This is a genomic window from Hymenobacter lucidus, assembly GCF_020447265.1.
GTDB classification, from domain to species: Bacteria; Bacteroidota; Bacteroidia; order Cytophagales; family Hymenobacteraceae; genus Hymenobacter; species Hymenobacter lucidus.
In genome coordinates this window covers 242,012-267,723 of the sequence record NZ_JAJADR010000003.1, presented here as the reverse complement: position 1 = coordinate 267,723, position 25,712 = coordinate 242,012, and the positions used below count along the sequence as shown (strand labels likewise).

Annotated in this window: 15 protein-coding genes; 9 read left to right on the top strand and 6 right to left on the bottom strand. The window is 61.3% G+C overall.

What is annotated here, in order from left to right:
- Window positions 1–113: 113 nt before the first annotated feature.
- The 3 genes from LGH74_RS12665 to LGH74_RS12655 all read left to right on the top strand — a co-directional run bounded on the left by LGH74_RS12665 (window position 114) and on the right by LGH74_RS12655 (window position 5,682).
- Window positions 114–791, top strand: a complete 678-nt coding sequence (locus LGH74_RS12665) for an ABC transporter ATP-binding protein (RefSeq protein ID WP_226176665.1) — start codon at window positions 114–116, stop codon at window positions 789–791.
- A 42-nt stretch (window positions 792–833) separates the two neighbouring features.
- Window positions 834–3,191, top strand: a complete 2,358-nt coding sequence (locus tag LGH74_RS12660) for an ABC transporter permease (RefSeq protein WP_226176259.1) — start codon at window positions 834–836, stop codon at window positions 3,189–3,191.
- Between the two features lie 64 nt (window positions 3,192–3,255).
- A complete protein-coding gene (locus LGH74_RS12655; RefSeq protein WP_226176257.1) occupies window positions 3,256–5,682 on the top strand; it encodes an ABC transporter permease in 2,427 nt (808 codons plus the stop codon).
- A gap of 178 nt (window positions 5,683–5,860) precedes the next feature.
- Here LGH74_RS12655 and LGH74_RS12650 read toward each other — a convergent pair whose 3' ends face one another.
- The gene (locus LGH74_RS12650; RefSeq protein ID WP_226176254.1) at window positions 5,861–8,404 is read right to left on the bottom strand and encodes an alpha-amylase family glycosyl hydrolase; all 2,544 of its coding nucleotides are present in this window, start codon (window positions 8,402–8,404) and stop codon (window positions 5,861–5,863) included.
- 162 nt (window positions 8,405–8,566) lie between these two features.
- Between LGH74_RS12650 and LGH74_RS12645 the strand changes: the two genes are divergently transcribed.
- Entirely contained in the window at window positions 8,567–10,348 is a 1,782-nt protein-coding gene (locus LGH74_RS12645; protein ID WP_226176251.1) for a DUF885 domain-containing protein, read from the top strand.
- Window positions 10,349–10,540: 192 nt separating this feature from the next.
- Here the strand turns inward: LGH74_RS12645 and LGH74_RS12640 are convergent, their stop codons facing one another.
- Window positions 10,541–11,095: a hypothetical protein gene (locus tag LGH74_RS12640; RefSeq protein WP_226176248.1), complete on the bottom strand. Its 555-nt coding sequence runs from the start codon at window positions 11,093–11,095 to the stop codon at window positions 10,541–10,543.
- 324 nt (window positions 11,096–11,419) lie between these two features.
- Between LGH74_RS12640 and LGH74_RS12635 the strand changes: the two genes are divergently transcribed.
- Window positions 11,420–12,499, top strand: coding sequence for an alpha/beta fold hydrolase (locus tag LGH74_RS12635; protein WP_226176246.1), 1,080 nt, complete (start codon window positions 11,420–11,422; stop codon window positions 12,497–12,499).
- 62 nt (window positions 12,500–12,561) lie between these two features.
- On the opposite strand, the gene LGH74_RS25100 is transcribed toward LGH74_RS12635, so the two are convergent.
- The gene (locus tag LGH74_RS25100) at window positions 12,562–15,279 is read right to left on the bottom strand and encodes a T9SS type B sorting domain-containing protein (RefSeq protein WP_226176244.1); all 2,718 of its coding nucleotides are present in this window, start codon (window positions 15,277–15,279) and stop codon (window positions 12,562–12,564) included.
- Window positions 15,280–15,523: 244 nt separating this feature from the next.
- Between LGH74_RS25100 and LGH74_RS12625 the strand changes: the two genes are divergently transcribed.
- The 3 genes from LGH74_RS12625 to LGH74_RS12615 all read left to right on the top strand — a co-directional run bounded on the left by LGH74_RS12625 (window position 15,524) and on the right by LGH74_RS12615 (window position 18,060).
- Window positions 15,524–15,691, top strand: a complete 168-nt coding sequence (locus LGH74_RS12625; protein ID WP_226176242.1) for a chryseobasin-related MNIO class RiPP peptide — start codon at window positions 15,524–15,526, stop codon at window positions 15,689–15,691.
- 3 nt (window positions 15,692–15,694) lie between these two features.
- Window positions 15,695–16,852, top strand: a complete 1,158-nt coding sequence (locus LGH74_RS12620) for a multinuclear nonheme iron-dependent oxidase (RefSeq protein WP_226176240.1) — start codon at window positions 15,695–15,697, stop codon at window positions 16,850–16,852.
- A 203-nt stretch (window positions 16,853–17,055) separates the two neighbouring features.
- Complete coding sequence (locus LGH74_RS12615; RefSeq protein ID WP_226176239.1) at window positions 17,056–18,060, top strand: SDR family oxidoreductase; 1,005 nt, start codon at window positions 17,056–17,058, stop codon at window positions 18,058–18,060.
- 203 nt (window positions 18,061–18,263) lie between these two features.
- On the opposite strand, the gene LGH74_RS12610 is transcribed toward LGH74_RS12615, so the two are convergent.
- The gene (locus LGH74_RS12610; protein ID WP_226176237.1) at window positions 18,264–18,800 is read right to left on the bottom strand and encodes a pyridoxamine 5'-phosphate oxidase family protein; all 537 of its coding nucleotides are present in this window, start codon (window positions 18,798–18,800) and stop codon (window positions 18,264–18,266) included.
- Between the two features lie 244 nt (window positions 18,801–19,044).
- On the opposite strand from LGH74_RS12610, the gene LGH74_RS12605 reads away from it, so the two are divergent.
- A complete protein-coding gene (locus tag LGH74_RS12605) occupies window positions 19,045–20,265 on the top strand; it encodes an alpha/beta hydrolase-fold protein (RefSeq protein WP_226176234.1) in 1,221 nt (406 codons plus the stop codon).
- Window positions 20,266–20,395: 130 nt separating this feature from the next.
- On the opposite strand, the gene LGH74_RS12600 is transcribed toward LGH74_RS12605, so the two are convergent.
- Both LGH74_RS12600 and LGH74_RS12595 read right to left on the bottom strand, forming a co-directional pair.
- Entirely contained in the window at window positions 20,396–20,761 is a 366-nt protein-coding gene (locus LGH74_RS12600; protein WP_226176232.1) for a DUF3592 domain-containing protein, read from the bottom strand.
- A gap of 19 nt (window positions 20,762–20,780) precedes the next feature.
- Window positions 20,781–25,709, bottom strand: a complete 4,929-nt coding sequence (locus LGH74_RS12595) for a DNA repair ATPase (RefSeq protein ID WP_226176230.1) — start codon at window positions 25,707–25,709, stop codon at window positions 20,781–20,783.
- Window positions 25,710–25,712: the final 3 nt, after the last annotated feature.

Below are 25,712 nucleotides of genomic sequence, written 5' to 3'. Positions count from 1 at the left end.
CCTTCCTTCGCTGCAACGAAGCGGTAGAAAAGCTGCGGCGCCGTGGGCGCTACTGTCCCGGTTAATCCTTGAATCCAACCCGTAACTTCCCTTCTGCCTACACCTTTACGCCGATGATTAAAATCGAAAACCTCGAAAAGATTTACCGCACCGACGAAGTGCAGACCAAGGCCCTGAACAACGTGTCGCTGGAAGTGGCGGAGGGCGAGTTTGTGGCCATCATGGGGCCGTCGGGCTGCGGCAAATCCACGCTGCTCAACATTTTGGGCTTGCTCGACGAGCCTGATGGCGGCAGCTTCACCTTTGCCGGCACCGAGGTGGCCCACGCCCCCGAGCGGCGGCGCGCCGCCTTGCGCAAGCAGCACATCGGCTTCGTGTTTCAGAGCTTCAACCTGATTGACGAGCTGACCGTGGCCGAAAACGTGGAGCTGCCCCTGATTTACCTGGGCGTGGGCGCGGCTGAGCGGCAGGCCAAAGTGACGCGGGTGCTGGAAAAAATGCAGGTGATGCACCGCCGCAACCACTTTCCCCAGCAGCTCTCGGGCGGGCAGCAGCAGCGCGTGGCCGTGGCCCGGGCTGTGGTCAATTCGCCGCGCCTGATCCTGGCCGACGAACCCACCGGCAACCTCGACTCCAGCAACGGCAACGAGGTAATGGAGCTGCTCACCGAGCTAAACGAGGCCGGCACCACCGTCATCATGGTCACGCACTCCGAGCACGACGCCCGCTACGCTCACCGCGTTATCCGGCTGCTCGACGGACAGGTGGTGCTGGAGCACGCTCGGGCCTAGCGGCCCTCATAGTTCGAGGTATTCACGCTTTTCGCCGGCCCTATGCTGCAGCATTCCCTACTTCTGATTTACCGGAACTTCAAGCGGTTCAGAACCACCTTTTTCATCAATCTGGTTGGCTTGTCGGTAGGCCTGGCGGGGGCACTTACTATCTACCTGTGGGTGCATGATGAATGGAGCTTCGACCGGTACCACGCCACTACCGGGCGGCTGTTTCAGGTGCTGGAAAATCAGCGCACGGCGGAAGGCCTCAACACCTATGGCACGGCGCCGCTGCTGGCTGAGGCGCTAGCCGAGGAAATGCCCGAAATCCAGTACGCGGCCGTGGCCACCCCGCCCGATTTCTTTCCCGGTCTCACGCTGGTGGCCAAAGGAAAAACCGTGCGGGCCGACGCCAAATTTGCCGGCAAAGACTTCTTCCACATCTTCTCCTACAACCTGCAACAGGGTGACGCCAGCCAGGTGCTGGCCACCAAAACCGCCGCCGTGCTCTCGCAGGAAATGGCCGCGGCGCTGTTCGGCACGGCAGCCAATGCCATGGGCAAAACGGTGGAGTGGCAACTGGCTGACCTCAAGCAAACCGTCATCGTAACGGGCGTGTTCGGGCCCATTCCGCCCAATTCTACCGACCAGTTTGACTGCGTGCTCAGCTTCGATGCCTTCAAAGACATCATGAAAATGGGCGAGTCGATAGACTGGGCCCAGGACGGGCCTTTCAACACCTTCGTGGTGCTGCACGAGGGCGCCGACGAAGCGCAGTTTCAAACCAAGATTTCGAGCTTGCTCCAACGCAAACTGGCCACGAATACGGAACGGGCTCTGCTCGTGCAGCCCTACGCCGACATGTACCTCCACGGCGAGTACACCAACGGCGTGCCGTCGGGCGGGCGGATTGAGTACGTGCAGCTGTTTTCAGCCATTGCGGTGTTTATTCTGGTCATTGCCTGCATCAATTTCATGAACCTGGCCACGGCCAAGGCCTCGCGCCGGCTGAAGGAAATCGGGGTGAAGAAAACGCTGGGTGCCAGCCGCTTTTCGCTGGTTGCGCACTTTCTGGCCGAATCGGTGCTCATGAGCTTCCTTGCGCTATTGATTGCACTGGTGCTGGTCGAGTTGCTGCTGCCGCAGTTCAACGACATCACCGGCAAGCACCTTGCGCTGGCTTTCACGCCGCACCTGGTTTTTTCGGCGCTTGGCATTACGCTGATTACGGGGCTGTTGGCGGGTAGCTATCCGGCTGTTTACCTGTCGGGGCTGCGGCCGGTGGAGGTGCTCAAGGGGCAGCTCGCCGGTTCGGTTGCCGACCTGTGGACGCGCAAAGGGCTGGTGGTTTTCCAGTTCATGCTCTCCGTGCTGTTCATCGTTTGCGTGTGGGTCATTCAGGGGCAGCTTGCCTTCGTTGAAAGCAAAGACCTGGGGTACGACCGCAACGGCATTGTGTCTTTTGAGGCGGCGGGTAGGGCGCAGCAGCAGCCTACCACGTTTCTGGCCGAGCTGAAGCGGCTGCCGGGCGCGGTGAATGCCTCCAGCATGTGGGGCTCGTTAGTGAGTACCTACGGCGCGGGGCGTCCGGTGGAATGGGAGGGCCGGAAGATTCTCGCCAACAATTTGAGCGTGAACTACGACATGCTCGAAACCTTGGGCATTACGCTGAAAGAAGGCCGCAGCTTTTCGCCCCAGTTCCGCACCGACAGCGTGCAGATTATCGTCAACGAAGCCTTGGTGGCCAGCCTGGGCCTGCAAAACCCGGTGGGCCAGCTGCTCGACAACCAGCGGATTGTGGGCGTGGCGCGGGACTTTCACTATGAGTCGCTGCACGAGAAGGTGAAGCCCTTTATTTTCCGGCTGGAGCCGCAAACGGCCGGCACCATCCTGGTGCGGCTGGCCCCGGGCCGGGAGCAGGAAACCATCGGCCGAATCCAACAATTCTACGCCGCTTTCAACCCCGGTCAGACGCCTCTCACCTACCATTTTCTCGACGAGGACTACCAGGCTCAGTACGCCTCCGAGCGGCGCGTGGGGGTGCTGGCCCGCTACTTCGCCGGCTTAGCTATTCTGATTTCGTGCCTGGGTCTGTTCGGGCTGACGGCCTTCACCGCCGAGCGCCGCCGCCGGGAAATCGGGATTCGCAAGGTGCTGGGCGCCAGTGAGGCCAGCATCGTGTACCTGCTTTCCCGCGACCTGACCCGGCTGGTGCTGGTAGCCATTGTTGTGGCACTACCCATCAGCTACTGGGTGGTTCAGCAGTGGCTCAACGGCTTCGAGTACCGCATTGCCCTGCGGCTCTGGTACTTCGCCGGGGCCGGGGTGCTGGCCTTGGTCGTGGCTTGGCTCACCATCAGCACCCAGGCCATCCGGGCCGCGCGGGTGGCGCCCACGCTTTATCTGCGCGACGAATAAGCGGCGGCCATTGCAGCTTTTACTGGGTGTTTCTGCTTTGTTTCCTTTCTAAATCTTCACCGCCATGTTCAAGAACTACTTCCTGGTGGCCTACCGCAACCTCGTCCGGCACAAGGGCTTTTCCTTTCTCAATATTGCCGGCCTGGCCCTGGGCCTCACGGCCTGCCTGCTCATCGGCCTGTTTGTGTACGACGAGCTACAGTTCGACAAATTCCTGCCCGCCGGCGAGCGGGTGTACCGTATCTACACCGAGCAAACCAGCAAGGAAACGCCGGAAACCTACAGCCCGGTGTCGCCCATGTACGCCACCACCCTAAAACAGGAGTTTCCCGAAGTCGAGCAAACCGCGCGCATCCTGATGAATCCAACCACCAACCTGCTGGTCGTGGGCGACAAAAAGATTTACGTCAAAGACGGGCTGCTGGTGGACTCGACTTTCTTCGGAGTGTTTCCGCTGGCCTTTAAGTACGGCTCGGCCGCCGGCGCGCTGGATGCGCCCACCTCCATTGTGCTCACTGAAGACGTGGCCACCAGCTTTTTTGGCCCCGAAAACCCCGTGGGCAAAGAGGTGAAGATAGACACTACGGGCTTTGTGGTGAAAGGCGTGCTGCGCAACGACTTGTCGAAATTCCACCTGAAGGTAAATTACCTCGTGCCGCTGGCGGCGGCGCAGCTACCGGCAGCCCGCATGAAAAGATGGGGCTGGCACCAGTTTTTTACCTACGCCCGGCTGCGCCCCGGTGCCGATGCTGCCCAAACCCAGGCCAAGCTGCAGCGCTACATCGTGGAGCAGGTGAAGCCCACGATGAAGGATGAGGAAATGAACGACAAGCCGTTTTTGCAGCCGCTGCGGGATATTCACCTGTACTCGGCCACCTTCAAGTACGATCTGACGGTGAAGGGCAACATCACCTATGTGAAGGCCCTGAGCTTCATAGCCGCTTTCATTCTGCTGATTGCCGTCTTCAACTTCGTGAATCTGGCCACGGCCAAATCGATGCAGCGGGCCAAGGAAGTGGGCATCCGCAAAACCATCGGGGCCAGCCGCCAGCAGCTGATGCTACAGTTTCTGAGCGAAACGGTGCTGCTCACGCTGGTGAGCGTGCTGCTGGCAACGCTGCTCACGGCCCTGCTGCTACCCGCCCTGAACGCCTTTACGGGTAAAACAATGACGTTTGACCTGCTTCGTAACCCTGCGCTGCTGGGTATTCTGGTGGTGCTCACGGTGGTGGTGGGGCTGCTGGCCGGCTTCTACCCGGCGCTGGTGCTCTCCAGCTTTCAGCCGGTGAAGGTGTTGAAAAGCGCCGTCGTCACGGATGGAATCTTTGGCCGGGTGCAGTGGCTGCGGCACGGGCTGATTGTGGTGCAGTTTGCACTGTCGGTGTTTCTCATTATCTGCGCCATTGTGGTGTTTCGGCAGGTAAGCTACCTGCACAACAAGGACCTGGGCTTCAACCGGGAGCAAATCATGTTCTTTCCCATGCGCGGCGACAACATGAGCCGACACTACGAAACCTTCAAAAACGAGCTGCGGCAGGTGCCCGGCGTGGTGTCGGCCAGCATCGGCTACGGCTTCCCCGGCGACCAGGTGGCCGGCGACGGTATCATCGTGCCCACCAACGGCGAGCAGAAAAACTACGGCGTCACGCAGCTGATGGTAGACTATGACTACCTCAACACCCTGGGCCTACAACTGGTGGCGGGCCGCGACTTTTCTCCGGACCTGAAAACCGACAAAGACCAGGCCTTCATCATCAACGAAACGGCCGTGAAAGAGCTGGGCTTCGGCACGCCGGAGCAGGCCCTGGGGCGCATCATGAAATGGCAAGTGTGGAGCGACCAAAACCCCGACTCGTTGAAGGTGGGCAAGGTCATCGGCGTGGTCAAGGACTTCCACTACAAGAGTCTCTACGACAAGCTGGAACCGGCCGTGCTGCAGATATTTCCACCAGCCTACTGGAAGGTGGCCGTGAAGCTGAAGGGCGACAACGTCGGCAGCTCGGTGGAGGGCGTCAAGCAGGTGTGGGGCCGGTTCAACCCCGAGAGCCCCATCGAGTACCGGTTTTTGGACGACAATTTCGACGAGATGTATAAGGCCGAGGACAAGCTCAAAACCCTGCTCTGGACCTTCACCGGCATTGCCATTTTCGTGGGCTGCCTCGGACTATTTGGCCTGGCTACCTACGCGGCCGAGCGGCGCAAAAAGGAAATCGGGATTCGCAAGGTGCTCGGAGCCAGCGTGCCCACCATCGTGGCGCTGCTCTCGAAGGAGTTTCTGCTGCTGGTGCTGGTGGCAGCCGTTATTGCCTTTCCCGCCGCCTGGCTGGCCATGAGCCGCTGGCTCCAGGACTTCGCCTACCGCATCGATATGCCGCTGTGGGCCTTCGGAGCCGCGGGCCTGCTGGCAGCGGTGGTGGCCTTTCTTACCGTGGGCTACCAAGCCGTGCGGGCCGCCACAGCCAACCCGGTCACCAATCTGCGGGCCGAGTAAGCAGGACTTTGCAAACCTGTTGGCAAACACGAACAAGGCCCGGCGCTACCGTAGCGCCGGGCCTTGTTGATGGGCGGTATGACCTTGTTGATGGCCTAAGCTTCGGAAAGTCGTTTGGAATGACGTTCTGTTTTTGATGCTAAATACCTGCTTCTGCCAACAACTAGCTAAGCAACCATTAGTGCGTCACCAGCAGCCGCTGCGTCGACACGGCCGTGCCCGACTGGATACGCAGGAAGTACACGCCCTCGGCCCAGGCGCTGGTGTTCAGCTGGTGGGTGCGGCCCGCGAAGGAAGCCGTGTGCAGCAGCCGGCCCTGCAGGTCGTATACCTGTACCGTGGCCGACGCCGTGGGGGCAGCGCCCAGCTCCAGGCGCACCTGGTTGGTGGCGGGGTTGGGGTAGAGCTGAGCCGTGAAACTCGACTGCTTGCCGCTGGTGGCCGTGGCAAACGTGGGCACCAGACGCAGCAGCCAGGTGCCGTTAGCGGGCAGTGCCGCCAGCGTGGGCGTCCAGTTGCTCACGCCGCCCTGGGCGTTTAGCGTCACGGTGCCCGCCGTCTGGCCCGAGAGCAGCTCCGTGGCCTGGTAGATGCCGGCTGGCAGCGTGGATACGCTCAGGGCCAGCGTGGGGCTGCTGGCGGCGGTGCCCATATTGGTCACCGTTACAATGGCTTCCTGATTGAACACGCGGGCGTAGCCGAGCAGGGGCGAGGCCGAGGTAGTTACGGGCAGCACGTAGCCTTTGCGCAAGGCCTCGTGGGTGTTGCGCAGCCGGATGAGCTGCTTGTAGTGGTTGAGCAGCGAAGTCGGGTCGGCTTGTTGGGTGGCCACGTTGAACTGCGCGTAGTTGGAGTTCACGCCGCGCCAGGGCGAGCCGGTGGTGAAACCCGCGTTGGCGCCGCTGGTCCACTGCATGGGCTTGCGCTTGTCTTCGTCGGCGCCGGTGCCGAGCATGCCTACTTCCTCGCCGTAGTACAGGAAAGGCACGCCGGGCATGGTCAGGTAGAGGGCGGCGGCCTGCTTCATGCGGGCCACGTTGCCGCCGAGCAGCCCCATCACGCGGTTCTGGTCGTGGTTGGTGAGGAAAGTGGCGTACTGCAGCTTGGGGTAGGAGCGGTCCACGAGGTCGAGCTGGGTGCGCAAGGCGGCAGGGTTGCCGGCATTCACGCTGCTGATGATAGCCGAGGCCAGGTCGAATTCAAAGCAGGCATCGAGGCGCTGATTGAGTACGTAGGGCACCACGGCCGGCGTGTTCGACCAGGCTTCGCCCACGGTAAAAGCGTTGGGATTCACGGCCCGCACCGAGTCGTGAAACACTTCGAGAATATTCATCGTCTCGGGCGTGTTTTCGATGGTGGTGCCGTTTTCGACCAGAAACTTCACCGCGTCGAGGCGGTAGCCGTCCACGCCCTTTTTCAGCCAGAATCGCGTGGCGTCCCACATAGCAGCTTTCAGGCCGGCGCTGCGCCAGTTCAAATCGGGCATTTCGCTCCAGAAGTAGCCGTAGTAGTAGCTGCCGTTGCGCTGGTACCAGCCCGCGCCGGGGTTGGTGGCCGACCACCGGTACCAGTCGCGGTAGGCGCTGGTAGCACTGCTGGCCGACTGCTGAAACCAGGGGTGCTGGCTGGAGGTATGGTTGAGCACCAGGTCGATGATGACCTTGATGCCGCGGGCGTGGGCCGCGGCCATAAAGGCTTCGAACTCGGCCATCGTGCCGTAGTCGGGCTCGGTGGCCTTGTAGTTGGTCACGTCGTAGCCGTGGTAGCTCGGCGACTCCATCATGGGCATCAGCCAGATGCCGGTAATACCCAAATCGGTAGTGGTGGCCGGGTTGCCGTCATTGAGGTAGTCGAGCTTCTGGGTGAGGCCGGCAAAGTCGCCCTGCCCGTCGCCGTTGGTGTCATAGAAGCTGCGCACGAAGATTTCGTAGAACACCGCGTCGTTCCACCAGTGGGTGCTGTAGTCGGAGAGGGAAGGCGAGCAGGTCTGGCAGGTGTTGAAGCACACGGCCGGCATGGTATTCACGGCGGCAGTGGCATCGAATAAGCGGTTCAGTACGCCGGCGCCATCAGGCTGGCCGCAGCTGGCGGGCACGGCTTCGGCGTCGGCCGGGGTGTTGCCGTTCACAAAGCGGTATAGGAAACGGATGGGGCCAGGCATGGCAATCTGCACCTCGTAGATACCGTCGCCGTTGTCGTCGGTCAGGGGTAGGGCGGTAGCATCACCCTCGGTGCCGTAGCCGGCCAGGGGCTGGAAGTTGCCGATAACGTGGATGCCGTTGCGCGACACGGTCTGGCCGCGCATGTTCACCGCAAACTTCACCTGGGTGCTGCACTCGCCAAAGGCCGGGGCAGGCAGGCGCACGTTGCTGCCAGCTACCAGCACCTGGCGGTTCACGTTGCCGCCGCCGTCGGCCACGCCGCAGGCAGCGGGTGGCAGCTCGGCCCCGGTCCAGGCGTTGCCGTTCACAAACTTATAGAGGTACGTACCGGCCGGCACGTTCACCGTCACCTCGTAAATCTTGTCGTTGTCGGGGTCGGTGAGCAGGGTAGTAGCCGGGTTCCAGTCGCCAGCAAAGCCAGCAGCGGCCTGGAAGTTGCCGGCGACGTGCACACCGCTGGCGGCCACCGTCTGCAGGCGCATATCCACCCGGAAAGTCAGCTGCGCGGCCCGGGCGCCGAGGCTGCTGAGCAGCAGGGTAAAAAGTAAAAAGTGTTTCATCAAGATGAGGTGGGAATACGGAATAAACGACGCAAGAAATCCTTCTATAAAGGTAGCCCGAAATTGGGGAAACTGTCGGTGAAAAAGTTTTTCCGGCACCGCCGGATAGTAGCCCCGCCCAAACCGCCCTACATTTAAGCTTCCACCACCATTCTACCTTCCGTGAAGCATCTGTTTCTGTCGGCCGCCGTAGCCGTGGCCCTGCTGGGCCCCCTGATGAGCCATACCGCCGCCCCCGTAGCCGCCGATTCGCCGGCGCTGGCCGCTCTGTTCGAGAAGTACTGGGATGAGCGCGCCAAGCTGTTTCCGCTGGAAGCCACTTCCCAGGGCGACAACCGCTACAACGACCAGCTGCCCAACACCGGTACCCAGGCCTACCGCACGGCCCAGCGCCAGTTTTTTCAGCAGTACCTGGAGCAGGTAAAGAAGGTGGACCGCGCCAAGCTCTCCGATAACGACCGGGTGAGCTACGACATCTTCCTCTACGAGATGCAGATGCGCCTGGAAGGCCTCAAGCAAAATGACTGGATGATGCCCTTCAACCAGTTCAGCGGCCTGCCTATTGGCCTAGCCCAGCTGGGCGCGGGCTCCGGTAATCAACCCTTCAAAACCACCCAGGACTACGACAACTGGCTGAGCCGGGTGCGGGCTTACCCCGTGTGGGCCGATACGGCCATCAGCAACTTCCGGCGCGGTATGCAGGCCGGCGTGGTGATGCCCCGGCCGCTGGTTGAGAAAATGCTGCCCCAGCTCCAGGCCATGGTCACGACGGACCCGGCCAAAAGCATCTTCTACGGGCCCGTGGCCAAGTTTCCGGCGGCCGTGCCCGCCGCCGAGCAGCAGCGCCTCACGGCGGCCTACCAGCAAGCCATCCGGGAGCAGGTGGCGCCCACCTACCAGAAGCTGCACGACTTTCTCAAGAACGAGTACCTGCCCAAGGCCCGCACCACCACCGGCATTTCGGCCGTGCCCGGCGGGGCCGATATGTACCGCTATGCCGTGAAGTTCTGGACGACCACCGACAAAAAGCCCGAGGAAATCTACCAGACTGGCTTGAGCGAAGTGAAGCGCATCCGGCAGGAAATGGAGAAGATTAAGACCGAAACCGGCTTCAAGGGTGATTTGAACGCCTTTTTCACCTACCTCAACACCGACCCCAAGTTCATGCCCTTCAAAACCGCCGACGAGGTGCTGAACGTGTACCGGGGCATTCAGGCCAAGATTGACCCCAACCTGAAAAAGATGTTCGGCCGCACGCCCAAAACCGGCTTCGAGGTGCGCCAGACCGAAGCCTTTCGCGCCGCCTCGGCCAGTGCTCAGTACAACCGCGGCCTGGCCGATGGCTCCCGCCCTGGCATCTTCTACGTGCCCATCATCGACGCCACCAAGTACAACGTGACGCGCGGCATGGAGTCGTTGTTTCTGCACGAGGCCATTCCAGGCCACCACTACCAGATTGCCCTGCAGCAGGAAAATGAGAAGCTGCCCAAGTTCCGCCGCTTCGGTTTCTACAGCGCCTTTAGTGAAGGTTGGGCGCTCTATACCGAAAGTCTGGGCAAAGAGCTGGGCCTCTACACCGACCCCTACCAACGCATGGGCGCCCTGAACGGGGAGATGCACCGCGCCATTCGCCTGGTGGTAGACGTGGGCATGCACACCAAAAACATGACCCGCGAGCAGGCCATCAAGTACATGATGGACAACCGCTCCATCGACGAGCAGGCCGCCACGGCCGAAATTGAGCGGTATATGGCCTGGCCCGGGCAGGCGTTGGCCTACAAAACCGGCCAGATGAAAATCATGGAGCTGCGCGCCAAGTACCAGAAGCAGCTGGGCCCCAAGTTCAAGCTCAGCGCCTTCCACGACCAGCTGCTGGAAAACGCCGCCATGCCCCTGGCCATTGCCGAAAAGTCGATGGACGCCTGGGCCGCCACCCAGAAGTAGCCCCGCTGTAGAGACGTAAGGTTGCGTCTCAATCGTTGCTGACGGTGTTTGCTCTGGTTATATCTGGACATCATCGTTCAACGGTGAGCCGCAGGCAGGCAGTGCTACATGATTCGAAAAGAGTACGCGTAAAAACCAAAACACCCCGCAGCTCACGTTGCGGGGTGTTTTTTAGCTAGCTAGGCGAGGCGGTTACTTGCCGCGTTTGACCGGCGGCTTGCGGGGGGCGCGTACTGGGGCCGGTGGGGGTGGGTTCAGCACGAGCTGGCGGCGGGCCTCCTCCTGCTGGTAGAAGGCCAGCTCATTTTGGTAGGGTGCATAGTCCCAAGAGGGGCGAGCCGCGGCGGCAGTACGGGCCGCCGCTACGGTTGCCTCGAAGCGGCCCGCCGGCAGGAAAGGCTGTAGCGTGTCGGCCTGCATGGCGGTGTGGGTTTCGTCGAGCAGAGCTTCGAGGGCCAGGATTTCGGCTTTCCCCTTGCCCTTGAGCTGGTCGGGGGCCGTGCGCTGGTGCGACACGCTCTGGCCCCGGTAGGTGAAGGGTGTGACCTGCTTCACGGCCGGCAGCACTACGGCGGGTACGGGTTCCGCTTTGGCCGCCTGCTTCCCCTTGGTGGAGGTCGGCTTCTTCTTGTGGTTGGCCAAGCGGTAGGCGGCATTTGCGCCCTGCACGCCCATCATCAGACCCCGAATCTGGGCCTCGGCTACGTGTACTGAGAAAAGGAGAATAGCGGCGAAAAAGTATTTCATAGAGGCGGGAAAAAGCGAAGAGGATAAGCCGGCCGGCATAGCGCGCATCAAAGCTAGACAATAAGCGGGTACTGGAGTAGCGGCCAGCAGTAGTATAAAAACTGCTCGGTAACGGGAGCGGCGGGGGGCCTGTAGTATACCAGGCGGCTTGATGGCATTTCCGGTGCCCTGGCAACGCCACCCCGCACCAATCAGGTATCGACCAGGCTCGTCGGATACCGCCGCGCAACGCCCGAACCCTGGGAAAAACCGGGGCGGCTTGTATCTTCACTCGCGGCGGCGCCACCAAGGCCCGCTACGCGGTTGCTACCATTTACTGCTTGTATGCTGCATAAATTGAATCCGGGCCGGGCGTTGGTGCTGGGGTTGCTGGGGTGGACTTTAACCGTGGCCCCGGCCCACGGGCAGGCACCCTCGGCGGCCCTGAACTCTATTCGGCGGGAAGATTTCATAGTGAAGGGCCCGGTAGGAGCCCTGGCCGTGCGGCGCGTAACGTCGCGCGCTACGCCCCCCGGGGCCCGGGTGTTGCTACTGCTGCACGGCGGCGGCGCAGGCGGCGTGGCTTCCTTCGATTTGCCGGTACCCGGCGGCTCGTTGGCTGTCGACCTGGCCCAGCGCGGCCTCACGGTGTACCTGATGAACGTGCGCGGCTGGGGCGGCTCCGACGACCCCACCATGGCCCCCACCGATACGACTCATCTGAACGTGACCTGCCGGGAGGCCAGCGCCGACATTGACCGCGTGGTGCAAACCATTCGGCGGCGGGAAAACGTGCCTAAGATGGCGCTGTTTGGCTGGGCTACCGGGGGCCACTGGGGTGGCTACTACGCCAGCCACCACGCCCCCCAGATCAGCCACTTTATCAGCCTCAATTCCCTCTACGGCGTGCGGGCACCCTGGGCACTGCGGGCCAGCTTTGCCCACCCCCGCGACTCCACCCGCTTCAACCGGGGCCTGGGGCCGTGGCGGCTGGCCGACGTGGCCGCTATGAGCCCCGCCCAGTGGGACCGGCTCATTCCGGCTGCCGACAAAACCCGGTGGCGCGACCCGGCCGTGACCCAGGCCTACGCTCAAACGGCCGTGGAAACCGACCAGGGCAGCGCCACCCGCACGCCTGCTACGCTGCGCGTGCCCGGCGGCTGGCGGGAAGAAAGCTTCAACCAGTCGTTGGGCACGGCCTACTGGCGGGCCAGCGACCTACTCATGCCCGTGCTGGGTCTGCGCGGGGCCCTCGATTTCTGGTCGCGGCCCGCCGACCTGGCCGCCCTCGATGCTGCGCTGGTGCTTTCACCCCGGCACAAGGTCGTGACGTTGCCGCAGGCCACCCACTTCGTATTTCTGGACCGCCCCGACAAAGGCCGCGACCAGCTCTTGCAGGAAATAGTGGAGTTTCTGCGGCAATAGCCCGTATGCTGTTGCTGCTACCAAGTGGTAGAAGTTCTGCGTGCGTAATTCGTTGGAGCGGCTTAGCGGATAACTTCGAGGTGGCCTGTGTAGCGGATGGCACCCTGTCGCAGCACGTAATAATAAACGCCGGGTGCGGCGTCAGCACCCCAGTCGTGGCGGTAGATGCCGGTAGCGTATACCTGCTTGCCCCAGCGGTTGTAGAGCGTCAGAGCCCAGTCGCCCCGGGTGAGATTCCGGACGACGAACCGGTCGTTGAGCTGGTCGTTGTTGGGAGTAATAACATTCGGAATAGAGAGGCAGCTGGCATAATCCACGCGCCGACTTTCGGTACGGCTACCGCAGAGCGTGTTGATTTGCAGCGAGTAGGTGCCGGCCGTGCTGACGAGCAGCGTGGGGCCAGTGCTACCATCCGACCAGCGCCGAAACACGCCCGGGCCGCTGAAGGCTGGTGCCCGCAGCAGCAGCGGCTGCTCCAGGCACAAGGTGGTATCGGGGCCCAGTGTGAAGACCGGAGCGCCGGGCACGGGCTGCACCAGCAGAGAGTCGCGGCTGGTGCAGCCCCCCGGGTAGGAAAGTACTACCGCGTAGGTGCCGGGCCGGTCGGCGGTGATGGTGGGGGTAGTGGCGCCGGTGTTCCACTGGTAGCTACTGGCGTCGGGGTTCAGCGCTGTGAGCGAGAGGGTAGCCCCGGCGCACAGCAGCGTGTCGCCGTTGATAGAAGCCACTTTGGCAACCGGCGGCCCCACGGTGTGAGTAGCCGTTTGGGTACAGCCGTCGGCGAAAGTAGCCGTGGCGGTGTACGTGCCCGCCTGCGCCACCACCAGAGTCGGGGTGGTGGCGCCGGTACTCCACCGGTAGCCCGCTACGGTGCTGCCTTCGGCGGTAGCCGTGAGGGTAGTGCTTTGGCCCGGACATAGCTGCTGGCGGCCCCTGATGCTGAGCTTGTTGGCTTGCACTTCTACCTGCGTGGAGAGGGTGCAGGCGGCGCTGTAGGTAGCCTGCACAGAGTAAGTGCCCGGCTGCGTGACGGTAATGCTGGGAGTAGTGGCCCCAGTGCTCCAGCGTAGGGCCAACGCGCCCGAGCCCACGGCCGTCAGCTGGCGTGGGGTGCCGGGGCACAGGGCGCCGGTGTTGCCCGTAATCTGCAGGCTGGGCGTGAGGCCGCGCACCCGGAACTGCTCGGTGAGGCTGTAGCCATCCTTGAAAATGGCCGTAACCGAGTAGAGGCCCGGCTGCGTCACGCTGATGCTGGCCGTTGTGGCGCCCGTGCTCCAGCGGTAGCCAACCGGGGCCCCCAGCGCCAGCGTAGTCACGGTGAGCTGCACGGTGCCGCCATTGCAGACGAGCGAGTCGCCGGTGATGCGCAGTTCGTTGGGCTGCATGCGGGCCACGTAGGTCGAAGTCTGGTACCTGGCGTCGCCGGGCACGCTGATGGCTCCGAAGCTCATGGTGGGGCTGAAGTATTCGCCCACGATATAGGGTGTGGCAAAAGGTCCCAGGGCTAGATTGGTGCTGATGTCGGCCTGCTCACCGGCGGCCGGCACGGCCCACAGCCAGTTACCGTTGGCGTCGAGCTTGGCCACGTATACATCGTCGAAATACAGGGAGGGGTTGCGGGGAAACAGCGTTGCGGCTCCGAACCGGCTGCCCTGGGGGCCGCGGAAGCCACCGGTGATGTAGCTGTTGCCCCGGCCGTCGACGGCAATACCGGTGCTGTACTCGCCCGAGGTGCCCCCGGCGGTAGTCGCCCACTGCCAGCTCCCCCCCGCATCGACCTTGGCCACGAACACGTCATCGTTGGAAATGCCGTTGCCGACGCTGGTAAGCGTGTGACTGCCAAAGCTAATGCTGCCCAGATAACTGCCGGTAACGTAGCAGTTGCCCTTCGCATCGGCCGTGAAGCGGTTCATAAAGGCATAGTCATTGGCAATGCTGGTGGTAATTACCCGTTGGTAGCTGCCCGTGGCCGCATCTAGTCGGGCAACGTACGTAGTAGCGGGCACACTAAGGGCACCGAGCCTGCCCCCGGCCATCATATTGCCCCCGATGTAGGCATGGCCCTGAGTATCTACACCGATGCCGGCCGTCCAGTCGTCGCCAGCCCCGCCGCCGCTTACCACCCAGCGCCACCGGTTGCCGGCCTCGAGGCAGGCCACAAACAGGTCGGAGCGCCCCACGCTGGTTAGGGTAGTATTGCCGAGAGTGGCAGTACCCTCAAACTGGCCGGTGAGGTAGACGTTGCCGCCGGCATCGAGGGCAATGTCACTCACACTGCCGCCGCCGACCTGCACAGCCGAGAGCCACCTGCCATCGGCATCAAGCTTGGCTAAGAAGATGCGGCGGCTGCCGGTATTGGTTAGCGTGGTGCTGCCCAGCGTGAGGGAGGCCACCGAAAAGATGCCGGCGACATACACGTTGCCGCTGGCGTCAACGGCCAGGCTGGTGGAGTAGGCGCCGCTGGTATTGCCGGTCCGCAACTGCACTATCCAGCGGTAGCCGCCGGCCGCATCCAGGCGGGCAATGTAGGTGTCATTTGCGCCCGGCGAAACGGTCGTGTTGCCGAAGCGCACCGTGCCCGAGACGGCGCCGCTGATGTAGCTGTTGCCGGCCGCATCCACCGCTACATCCTGGGAATGGGGCCGGGCATTACCGGCAGGGGCCAGCACCTGCACGGCCATGTCGAAGGTAGGAGCGGTTTGGGCGCGGGCCACCAGCGGCAGCAGGCATGCCAGCGCCACCAGCAGGCGCAGTAGCGGGGGCAAAGAAATAGTGTACACGAAGGAATGCTAAGGAATAAACAACAGGTAGCCAGGGTAGCAACGCGGGCTGTTAACGGCGCGCAAGAACAATTATTTTGCTACCTGAATATAGTTGCCCGCTGCGCCGTAGATAGCCGGTGGCACTTTTTTCGATTTGCCGATGCAACCCCGCCGCTACTGGCAGGCTCCTATACCTGGACGCGCGGACCGCTCCGTCCGGCTTACCACTTTATCGTATCATTCTGAACCCAACCTTTACGCAATGAAACTCTCACAGGCATTACTCGGAGCCGTCCTGGTTGGGATGGTAGCCCAGACCACGACCAGCTGCAAAAAAGACAATCCCGGCCCTAAAAGTGAGCAGGGTACCCTCAAAGGCAAGAAAACACCGGTCCCCGGTGACAACTGCCCCGCCTGCGGCCTGGGCTAAACGGTGAGTACGCAAGTGCCAGCCGCCGCAGTGTCGGAGCCCGGCATCCTGTCGGCCATAGCCTGCAACCTGGACGCCGACATCCTGTCGGCGTCCTTTCCGTTGTTGGAGCAGGGCCGGGTGGAAGCCCTGGAATGGTCGTTTGACGCGCTGTTCTGGGCCGAGCAGGTGCCCGAGTGGTTTACCGACTTGCTGCGGGCCTTTGCCGACCAAAAGCGGCTGGTAGGCCACGGGGTGTATTTTTCGCTGCTTTCGGGCCGCTGGACGCGGGAGCAGCAGCAGTGGCTGGAGCAACTGCGGGAGCTGGCCGGGCGCTTCGCCTTCGACCACATCACCGAGCACTTTGGCTTTTTTACGGGGCAGAATTTCCACTCCGGGGCCCCGCTGCCCATTCCCTATACCAGCGCCGCGCTGCGCCTGGGCCAAGACCGCCTGCGGCGCATTCAGCAGGCCGCCGGGTGCCCGGTAGGATTAGAAAACCTGGCCTTTGCCTACTCCCTCGACGAAGTGCAGCGGCACGGCGAGTTTCTGGACCAGTTGGTGGAGCCGGTAAACGGCTTCCTGATTCTGGATCTGCACAACCTGTTCTGCCAACTCCACAACTTTGCCGTGCCCTACGAGGAGCTCATCAAGCTGTACCCGTTGGAGCGGGTGCGGGAAATCCATATTTCGGGCGGCAGCTGGGAGAAATCGGGGCAGGAGCCGGGGCGGCAGGTGCGGCGCGACACCCACGACGACAGTGTGCCGGAAGAAGTGTTTGAGCTGCTGGCGCTGACCCTGCCCCGCTGCCCCAACCTGAAGTACGTGGTGCTGGAGCAGCTAGGCAACGCCCTCAAAACTGAAGCCAGCCGCACTCAATTCCGGGCCGACTTCGGGCGCATGGAAACCCTGGTAGGTGAGTTTCGCCGGCGGGCGGCGCCTCGGGCCAGCCAGCTGTTTCTGCCGCCGCAGCCCTGGCTGGCCGGGCCGGTGGCCGAGGATGCGCACCTGCACGAGCAGCAGCAGCAGTTGTCCCGCATTCTGGAAACGGCCCCTTCGTTCGAGGCCGCCCGGCAGCAGCTCCACGCTTCCAGCCTGGCGCACTCAGCCTGGAAGATAGAGGAATGGGCGCCCCACATGCTGGAAACGGCTCTGCGCATCGCCCAGAAGTGGAAGCAGTAGCGAGGCGGCAATAACTTGCGTAAAGGCGTGGCCGCCAACTGCCGCGCGGGCGGCAGAACAGAGCTTTTACCACAAAGAAGAGGGCACCCGCAGGGCGCCCTTTTTTGTTGGGCCGGCGGCAGTACAGGGCGTTTCTGGGGGAATATAAAACTCTGCAGCCGGTTCCCTCCGTACGTGCTTATTCCAACCTAAACTCTATTGCTATGAAAGAAGAAAGCAAGCTTAGCCGCCGGCAGGTAATCAGTGGGCTGGGCGCCAGCCTGGCCGTAGCCGCCGTAGGACCCGTGCTGAGCGCGGAAGGCGGCGGCAGCGCCGAACCGGCCGCCGAGCCGCTTAAAGACCCTACCACGGCTTACCCCAAGCCGCCGTTTAAGAGTCAGAGCCAGCCTTGGCCGGGGCTGGCCTCGCAGATGGACCCCAAGCCCGACCACGGCGAGAAAACCTACAAGGGCTCGGGCCGCCTGAAGGGCCGCAAAGCTCTGATTACGGGTGGCGACTCGGGCATGGGCCGCGCCGCCGCCATTGCCTACGCCCGCGAAGGAGCCGACGTGGCCATCAACTACCTGCCCGCCGAGGAAGCCGATGCCAAGGAGGTTATTGCCCTCATCAAGGCGGCCGGGCAGAAGGGCGTGGCCATTCCCGGCGACCTGCGCGAGGAGGCCTTTTGCAAAAAGCTGGTGGATGAAGCTGTGAAGCAGCTGGGCGGCTTGGATATCGTGGTCAGCAACGCGGCCCGGCAGCAAACCCGCAAGTCGATTCTGGACGTGACGACCGAGGACTTCGACGCCACAATGAAAACGAACGTCTACGCCCCGTTCTGGATTATCAAGGCCGCTTTACCCCACCTCAAGCCGGGCTCGGCCATCATCGGCACCACCTCCGAGCAGGCCACCGACCCCTCCGAGGACCTCTACGACTACGCCCAGACCAAGGCCGCTACTACCAACTACGTCCGCTCCCTGGCCAAGCAGCTGGCCCCGAAAGGCATCCGGGTAAACGGCGTGGCCCCCGGCCCCATCTGGACGCCCTTGCAGGTGAGCGGCGGCGCTACCCAGGAAAAGCTGGTCAAGTTCGGCGGCGATACGCCCATGATGCGGCCGGGACAGCCCGTGGAGCTGGCCTCCATCTACGTGCAGCTCGCCGATCCGCAGGCCAGCTACGCCACGGGGCAGGTGTACGGCGCGGCCGGCGGCAAGGGCCTGCCGTAGCGGCAGCAGTAGGGCAAACTTTGTAGTTCGCGTCCATAACCCGGTAGAATCGTTTTGGCACGTGAACTACAAAGTTCGATAACCCTTGCCCTGACAAATAACCCTGAAGAAACGCCCCGTGACGTAAGTTGCAGGGCGTTTTTGTGGTCCAGCCACCTGATGGCGGCAGGATGAATGCCTTACGCTTCTTCCAGGCACTCACCTCAAATACTGGTGGGCTTGCCGTCGATGCTGCGGGCGTTGCGGTTGTGCCAGTACTCTGCTACCTGCTCGGGGCCGCGCTTTTCCATGGAGTTATTCAGCTCGTCGCGCTCGGCCCGGTAGTCGAGGAAGGGCACGGCCATGCCGCAGGAGGTTTGCACCAGGTCTACGTCAACCACCAGAATCTGCCGGGCACCGGGCAGCACTGGGAACAGCGGCAGCAATTCGGCCCACTCCGCGTCGCGGGGGTGGTAGATGGTGGCCGTACCGTAGAGGCGCAGGATGTTGGGCTTGCCCTCGAAGGCGCACCACATCAGCGTAATGCGGTTCACCTCCAGCAAGTGGGCAGCCGTTTCGTTGCCGCTGCCGGTTAAGTTCAGCCAGGCCACGCGGTTGGGGCCGAGCACGCGCAGAGTATCCTGGCCCTTGGGCGAGATGTTGACGCGCCCATCGGCGGCAGCTGTACCCACGAAGAACACGTGCTGCCGCTCAATAAAAGCCTGAATGTCGGCGCTGATAGTAGGATATTGCTTGCCCATATAGAGGAGGAGTTTAGCGAGGGGGCAAGGTAGGGCTGCTGCGGGTTGGTGCCAAGTTTCCCCACAAGGCTGATTATGGGTTACGCAGTGCTAAACCCGCGCCAGTAAGAAGGAATCAGGAAGCATATTAGCTACTAGAATCGAAAACAAAGGCTTAATGATTCGAAGTAATGCTCGTCTGGCTTTTATTCCTACCTTCGGCGCTCTAAATCAGTTTTATTCTCATTTTTGCTTGCATAATCCTGTGAAATCTATCCTATTCTTTTGCGCATTCTTATTAGCTTATTTTTGTGCAAACGCACAAGAGGGTAGCCCCTTAATTCTTGGATTTGAGGAAACCATGTCCTCGGAAATACTAGGACAAAAGCGCGCCGTGCTGATTCATATTCCTACAAGCAATGGAGGAAATAAAATCAAAGACCGAGGGCGTTATCCAGTTATTTATTTACTGGATGGAAGCGATAATTTCAACTCGGTCGTAAGTATAGTAGAGCATATGGAGGAATCAAGCCTTTGCCCTCCTACGATTGTGATTGGAATTGTACATACAGATAGGTTGAGTGAGCTCACAACGGGCACTGAAAAGGAGTTTCCTAACTTCATTGGCAGTGGTGATAAGTTCATGTCGTTCGTTGAAAAGGAATTGATTCCCTACGTCGATGCGACGTATCCAACCACAACGTATAGGACACTTATCGGTCACTCGGTTGGAGGGTTGACGGTTGTGAATACGCTTCTGCACAATCCAAGCTTATTTAATTCGTATGTTTCTCTCGACGGCGCTTTGTGGTGGAGTGACCAAAAAGTTGTGAAAGAAGCTAAGATAATTTTACCTGGCCGTACCTACAAAGGGAAAAAGTTATTCATGGCGATGGCCAATCGTTTGGAAAGAGGAGTAGATACGCTAAGCGTTCAAAAGGATACAAGTAATACTACCTCTCTTATTCGTAGCAATATAGCCATCATTAAAGAGCTTACTAGGAACAAGAAAAACGAACTGCGCTTTAAGTACAAATTCTATGAAGACGATAATCACTCCTCCGTAAGGTTGATTGGAGAGTATGATGCCCTTCGATTTGTATACGATTTCTACAAGCTAAAAATCTATGATAGTGAGTTACAGGATCCTAAATTTAATCTAGAGTCATTGTTGACTACTCATTACAAAAGAGTATCGGAGCAAATGGGCTATACTATCAAGCCAAGTGAAAGTCAAGTTAATAACCTTGGGTATCAAATGCTGCGGACCAAGCAGTTTAAAAAATCAGAGGCTTTATTTAAGCTTAACGTGGTCAACAATCCAAGCAGCGCCAACTGCTATGATTCTTTAGGTGACTTTTATCTTGAAACAGGGTCTAAAACCAAAGCCATCGAGAATTTCAAAAAAGCATTGACTCTGCAAGTTATTCCGGAAACCAAAGTCAAGTTAGAGGCTTTATTGAATGATAAAAAAAACAGCAAGTGAGTATTGAGTAGCTATATTAATAATCCCACTCGACCCACCGGCAATGTTTTTCAGCTTATCGAGCATCTGCAGAAGCTGCCCGATGCCGGAGTTGCGCAGGTTGTTAAATAAAGTAGGATCAAGGGAAAGACTAGTCTATTTTGGAAAAGAGTCCACCCAAAAAAAAGACAATGCCCATAAGCATGATGAGCAGGGGAGTTACCTTGTGCTCTGTGGTATCAAGCACAAAATCCCGCGGCTTTTCAGGATCATAGTACACGCCGATGGACGCACCATCCGGATGGTATCTACTCGATGGACTAGCGGCAGATTTACCGGATACCGGTTTTTGGTCCTGGGTGTAGAACCTAACAATGGGACCTTCGTCGTGGCCGATGACCATGCCCGTTGTAAACTGTCCGTGGCGGACAAGCCGTTGTCGTTGCCGCCAGAGCCATAAGCCCCAAAAGAACAGACCGGTGCCGGTGAGAAGAAACACGAGGTTGTTGGTCGTCATTGCGGACATGGGGTGTACGTTACTCCCGCTTTAGCGCTTCTCGAATCCCACTCAACCCGCCGGCAATGTTTTCCAGCTTATCGAGCATCTGCAGGAGTTGGCCGGCGCCGGAGTTGCGGAGGTTGTCGAGGTAGGTTTGCTTGATTTGCTGCCAGCGGGCGGCTTGCTCGGAGGTGAGCCAGCCAAGCAGCTCGCGCAGCTTGAGCAGGTTGGCTTCGGTGGCGCTGGTCAGGGTTTGGGCTTCGCTTTCGTAGTGGGCGGCCAGGAGCTGCTCAATTTCCTGGTCGTTCATCACGGGGCGCACTTTCTCGGCCAGCTTGTTCATGTTGCGGTAGGAGCCCTGCAGCTTGAACGGCGGCTCGGTGCGGTAGGCGTCGGCCTGGGCGGCGCTGGCAATGTAGGCGGCATTTACGCGGGCCACCACGTCGCGCAGGCGTAGCAGCTTCTGGAGCACCGCCACGTACTCGTTCAGCTCCTCGGGCGTGTGGTTGCCCTCGAAGCTGAGGCCATCTTGCTGCCCGGTTTCGGCCAGGCGAATGAGGGCGGGCACGTCCTGGGGGCTTTGGGTGGCGAGGCGGGCCAGGGCCGCGTTGCTGGTCAGGGCGTTTTCGAGGTAGGAGAGGCGGAAGGCGTTTTCGGAGCCGGCCGTGAGAATGTCGCCCAGGTTATAGATGTCGGCGCGGTTGGCTAGCATGTCGGGCAGCTGGAATACGTCGCCGCTTTCGGTGTAGGGGTTGCCGGCCATCACCACGCACACCTTGCGGCCGCGGAAGTCGTAGGTGCGGGGGCGGCCCTGGTAGACGCCCTCAATCTTGCGCTGGGCGTCGCAGAGCGAGATGAACTTCTGCAGAAACTCGGGGTTGCAGTGCTGGATGTCATCCACGTAAATCATCACGTTGTCGCCCATCTCGAAGGCCAGGTTCAGCTTCTCCAGCTCCTGCCGCGCCCCGGCGTTAGGGGCCTGGGCGGGGTCCACGCTGGTCACGGCGTGCCCAATGGCCGGCCCGTTGATTTTCATGAAGATGAGCCCCAGGCGGTTGGCCACGTACTCCATGAGGGTGGTTTTGCCGTAACCGGGCGGGGAGATGAGCAGCAGCAAGCCCATCAGGTCGGTGCGTTTGCCCTCACCCGCCGTCCCGATCTGCTTGGCCAGGTTGGCCCCGATGATGGGCAGATACACCTGGTCGATGAGGCGGTTGCGCACGAAGGAGGTGAGTACGCGGGGGCGGAAGTCTTCCAGGCGCATGTCCTCGGCGGCCCGGGCCAGCAGCTGCTTTTTCACTTCCTGAAATTGCTCGTACTGGGCCACCGTGGCGCGGTCGTAGTGCAGCAGGCGGCGGCGGAAATCGGGGAAGTCGAGGTGGTAGTTGTTGGTTGTTAGTTGTCCGTTGTTAGTGGAGATGATGCGCGGGTGGGTGCCTTGGAAGCCTTCGAGGGTTTCGCGCAAAGGCGTGTGTACTACGCGGGCGGAGTCGTAGGTGCCGGTGAGCAAAAGCACGGCGCACTCGTTGCAGAAATCGGAGAGGGTAGCGGCGGCCGGGGCCTGGCGCAGGTAGGCCTGTAGCCACTGCCGAATTAGGGGGAGCTGGGCGGCGGGCTGGTCCTGGAGGCCCATCACTGACTGCTGAAACAGCTCCGTGGCCTGGCGCTCCTGCAGCTGCTTCTGGAACTGCTGGTAGAGCTCGGCGGCTTCGGCGGCAATGATGAAGGTGCCGGTGTGGGTCAGCTCGTGGAAAAGGTAGTCGCCGGCTTCCGCCACCTGGGCGGGCGTGAAGAGGCCGGTTTGCTCGGCGAAGTGGTTTACAGCCGTTTGCAGCTCGGTTTTGAGCTCATCGAATTCCTGGGAATCGGGAAACACCTGGAGCAGCACTCCGATGCCTTGGAGCTGCCGCTCCCAGTGGGCCCGCTGGTCGGGGTTGGCGAAGCGCAGCCAGTAGAGGGCCGCCGCGGCGCGGGTATCGGCGGGGTAGCGGAGTAGGTCGGCAGTGCGGGTGAGGCGGACCAGGGCCGTGAGCAGTAGGGCCGCGTCGTGGTCGTGCACGCCTTTGAGGTAGCCTTCCTGGTAGCGCGCGGCCATAAATTGCTGCACGTAAGCCAGTAGTTCGGCGGAGCTGAGGTGGCCTAGCTCGGTTACCGACAGCACGGCGGCGCGACCCGCTTCGGCATCGGCCGGCGCGGGGTGCTGAGCCGCCTGCAGGATGCGCCAGGCCAGAAATTCGGCCCGGTACACGTCCTGGTTTTCCGACAGTACGGTTTGCTCCCAGACTGGCCTAGAAGCCAGCAGGGCCGGGTCGGTTATCTTCTGGAAAAAGTTGGTCCCGGTGAGGTGGTAGTGTAGGTCGCCGTCGCGCAGCACCACGGTCAGCTCTAGGGGCTGGGTGTTCACGGTGAAGGCGTGGGGACCGAACTTGAGGGTCTGGCCACCGTCGGCAAACAGGTCGGCCCGGTCGCGGAGCTGGCGCACGGCGTCCTCGCGCAGGGTTTTCAGGCGGCTCTGCACGTCGTCCGACTTCACCGAGTCGCCGAGGTTGAGCAGCTCCTGAGCGGTCTGGCGCACCTTTTCCACCATCACGTCGGCGGCAAAGTACCCGTTGATGTCGGCCACCGATTCCAGGCGGGTGAGGCGACTTTGCACCGCTTTCAGCAGCCGCTCGGCGCTTTGCAGCAGGGCCGTGGCGCGCTGGTTGCGGGCGGCTACCAGGACCGTTTTCTTCGACTCGAAGGCTTCCACTACCTGCTCGCGCCGGGTAGTAAGTTGCTCAATGAATTGGTCGAAGTCGGGGAATTTGCCTTCCAGCTCCTCCAGCTGCACCATGAGCTTGGTCAGGTACTCGTCGCACTTGACGGGGGTGTCGGCCAGGTCGAGGTAGTTGGTGAGAGCCTGTTCCAGCAGCTTGAGCTGGGCCGTGAATTCAGCCTGGGCCTCGGTGCCGGCCAGGGCCTGCCGCCGCCGCTTCAGCGCCGCCCGAATCTGGTTGAAGCGGGCGTACACCGTCGAGATGTTGTCGATGATGGCCGTGGTCTGGGTGGGGTCGGGGATGGGCAGGTTGCTCACGACCTCAATCAGTAGTTCCAGCTCCTGGGCCACGGCGGCGGTTTCCTGCTCGCGCTGGTCGGCTTCGATAGTTTTGCTCACCTGCTCCACGCCGTCGGCAATGGCCTGCACGCGCTGGGAGTAGGGCGCCAGGGCATCGGGCTTGAGCAGGAAGTCCACGGTCTGCAGGGCCACTTCCTTGCTCAGGGCTTCGAGGTCAGCGGCGTGCTTCTCCACGGCCGGCAGCTCCACGTAGCGCAGCTCCTTCAGCGAAATTACCTCGCCCCGCACCCCGCGCAGCTCACCCAGCATTTGCACGAACTCCGTGACGGAGTCGGGCGCCGAGCGGCGGATTCGGCCGGTCAGCTCGTCGGCTTTCTGGAACACAGCGGCCGTTTGCTGGGCCGTGTTCTTGCGGATGCTCTGCACCTTCTCAAACTCCTCTACGGCGGCGGTGGCCGTCTGCCGGATTTCGCCCAGGGGCTCGGCCAACGCCTGAGCGGCGGGCTCGCGCAGCCAATGGTAGGCGTCGGTGAGGCTAGTCGTCTGGCGAATCAGGTCGAGGTAGAGGCCGGCGTAGCTGTCGTCCTTGCCGGTCAGGGTCAGCACTTCCTGCACCTCGCTCATGGCCCGCACAATTTCCTTGTTGCCCAGCTTGTAGAGGTAGGAGTCGGAGGTGACGGGCAGCTGGAAATCCGGCGCGGTGTAGGGCGTCTGCCAGATCTGCACGGCGTGGTGCTTCTTGGGCTCGTCGTCGGCCCGGAAGTAGCACAGTTCCCCGTTCTCGAACAGCGCGTAGCCGTGGCACACAATCGGGTTATCGACGTGCTGAGCAATGCGGTTGTAGCTCAGCAGCAGGTAGGTGCCGTGGTCCTTGTTGAAGAACACGTACAGGAAATCCTCCCCGTTGGGCGACACCACCCGCTTCTCAAACAGCATCTCCCGCAGGCCGTTGTCGAAGAGCTTGTTGTCGCCGGTTTGCAGGTAGAAGCCGTGGGGGAAAATCAGGCCCTGCCCGTCGGGCAGCAGCACGCAGGCATCGGCCAGGGCATCAAGGCGCTGGGCCGTTTTAAGCTTGTGGTTGAAGATAAAATAACGGTACTGCTGCTCCTGGTAGGGCCGGATTTTGAGCAGAATCAGGTTGCCGACCACGGCATAGTAGATTTCCGAGTCGTCCAGGGTCTGGTCCTTGTCGTCCACCGGCTCACTCAGAATGCCGTGGCCCGAAGTGGTGTTGTCTTCAACCTTGATGGTCAGGTCGCCGCCCACGGTTTCCACAAACACCTTGTCTTCGATGCTGATGTGGGGGTGCCGGCCGCCGCGCTGCATGTCCCGCGTGGCGCGCTTCCACTGGAACTCGTGCTGGGGCGGAAAGGTGTACTCGTGGTCGGAGCGGTTATCAATGTAGTTGAGTGTCTCGCCCTGAATCAGCCACTTGAACGTCTTCACGTCGGAAGCACTCTTGCCCACCCGGAACACCATGAACAAGTGGTGCCCGATGACGGCAAACTTCACGAACTGGGTGTTCTTGTAGTAGCGGTACAGGTTGCGGAACTCCTCCAGAAACTGCGGGTTCTGCAGCAGCTCCAGGCCCAGCGGCCGGAAGTCGTGCTCGGCGTACTCGTACACGCCAAACACGTCGGCCAAATCCGGCTCCGCCTTCAGCCCCAGCACCACGTTATACCCAAAGATGAACCGTCGGCCCACCGGCACCATGTCCCAGGGCACGCAGTTGTTTTCGGTGGTAATGCGGCCGGTGCCAATCAGGCGGGTATCCACGGCCCCGAACACCTGCTTACGCTCGGTATTGAGCAGGTCCAGGCGCTGGCGCAAGTCGGTGCTGCTTTTTTGCAGGCGGTTGCGCAGGATTTCGTAGGTGCCGGTTTCGAGTTGGGTGGGGGCTTGAGCTTCCATAGG

What these genes read in the sequence shown, in the direction of transcription:
- LGH74_RS12665 (WP_226176665.1), top strand. Translation starts at nt 114, where the DNA reads ATGATTAAAATCGAAAACCTCGAAAAGATTTACCGCACCGACGAAGTG.
- LGH74_RS12660 (WP_226176259.1), top strand. Translation starts at nt 834, where the DNA reads ATGCTGCAGCATTCCCTACTTCTGATTTACCGGAACTTCAAGCGGTTC.
- LGH74_RS12655 (WP_226176257.1), top strand. Translation starts at nt 3,256, where the DNA reads ATGTTCAAGAACTACTTCCTGGTGGCCTACCGCAACCTCGTCCGGCAC.
- LGH74_RS12650 (WP_226176254.1), bottom strand. Translation starts at nt 8,404, where the DNA reads ATGAAACACTTTTTACTTTTTACCCTGCTGCTCAGCAGCCTCGGCGCC.
- LGH74_RS12640 (WP_226176248.1), bottom strand. Translation starts at nt 11,095, where the DNA reads ATGAAATACTTTTTCGCCGCTATTCTCCTTTTCTCAGTACACGTAGCC.
- LGH74_RS12635 (WP_226176246.1), top strand. Translation starts at nt 11,420, where the DNA reads ATGCTGCATAAATTGAATCCGGGCCGGGCGTTGGTGCTGGGGTTGCTG.
- LGH74_RS12625 (WP_226176242.1), top strand. Translation starts at nt 15,524, where the DNA reads ATGAAACTCTCACAGGCATTACTCGGAGCCGTCCTGGTTGGGATGGTA.
- LGH74_RS12615 (WP_226176239.1), top strand. Translation starts at nt 17,056, where the DNA reads ATGAAAGAAGAAAGCAAGCTTAGCCGCCGGCAGGTAATCAGTGGGCTG.
- LGH74_RS12610 (WP_226176237.1), bottom strand. Translation starts at nt 18,800, where the DNA reads ATGGGCAAGCAATATCCTACTATCAGCGCCGACATTCAGGCTTTTATT.
- LGH74_RS12600 (WP_226176232.1), bottom strand. Translation starts at nt 20,761, where the DNA reads ATGACGACCAACAACCTCGTGTTTCTTCTCACCGGCACCGGTCTGTTC.
- LGH74_RS12595 (WP_226176230.1), bottom strand. Translation starts at nt 25,709, where the DNA reads ATGGAAGCTCAAGCCCCCACCCAACTCGAAACCGGCACCTACGAAATC.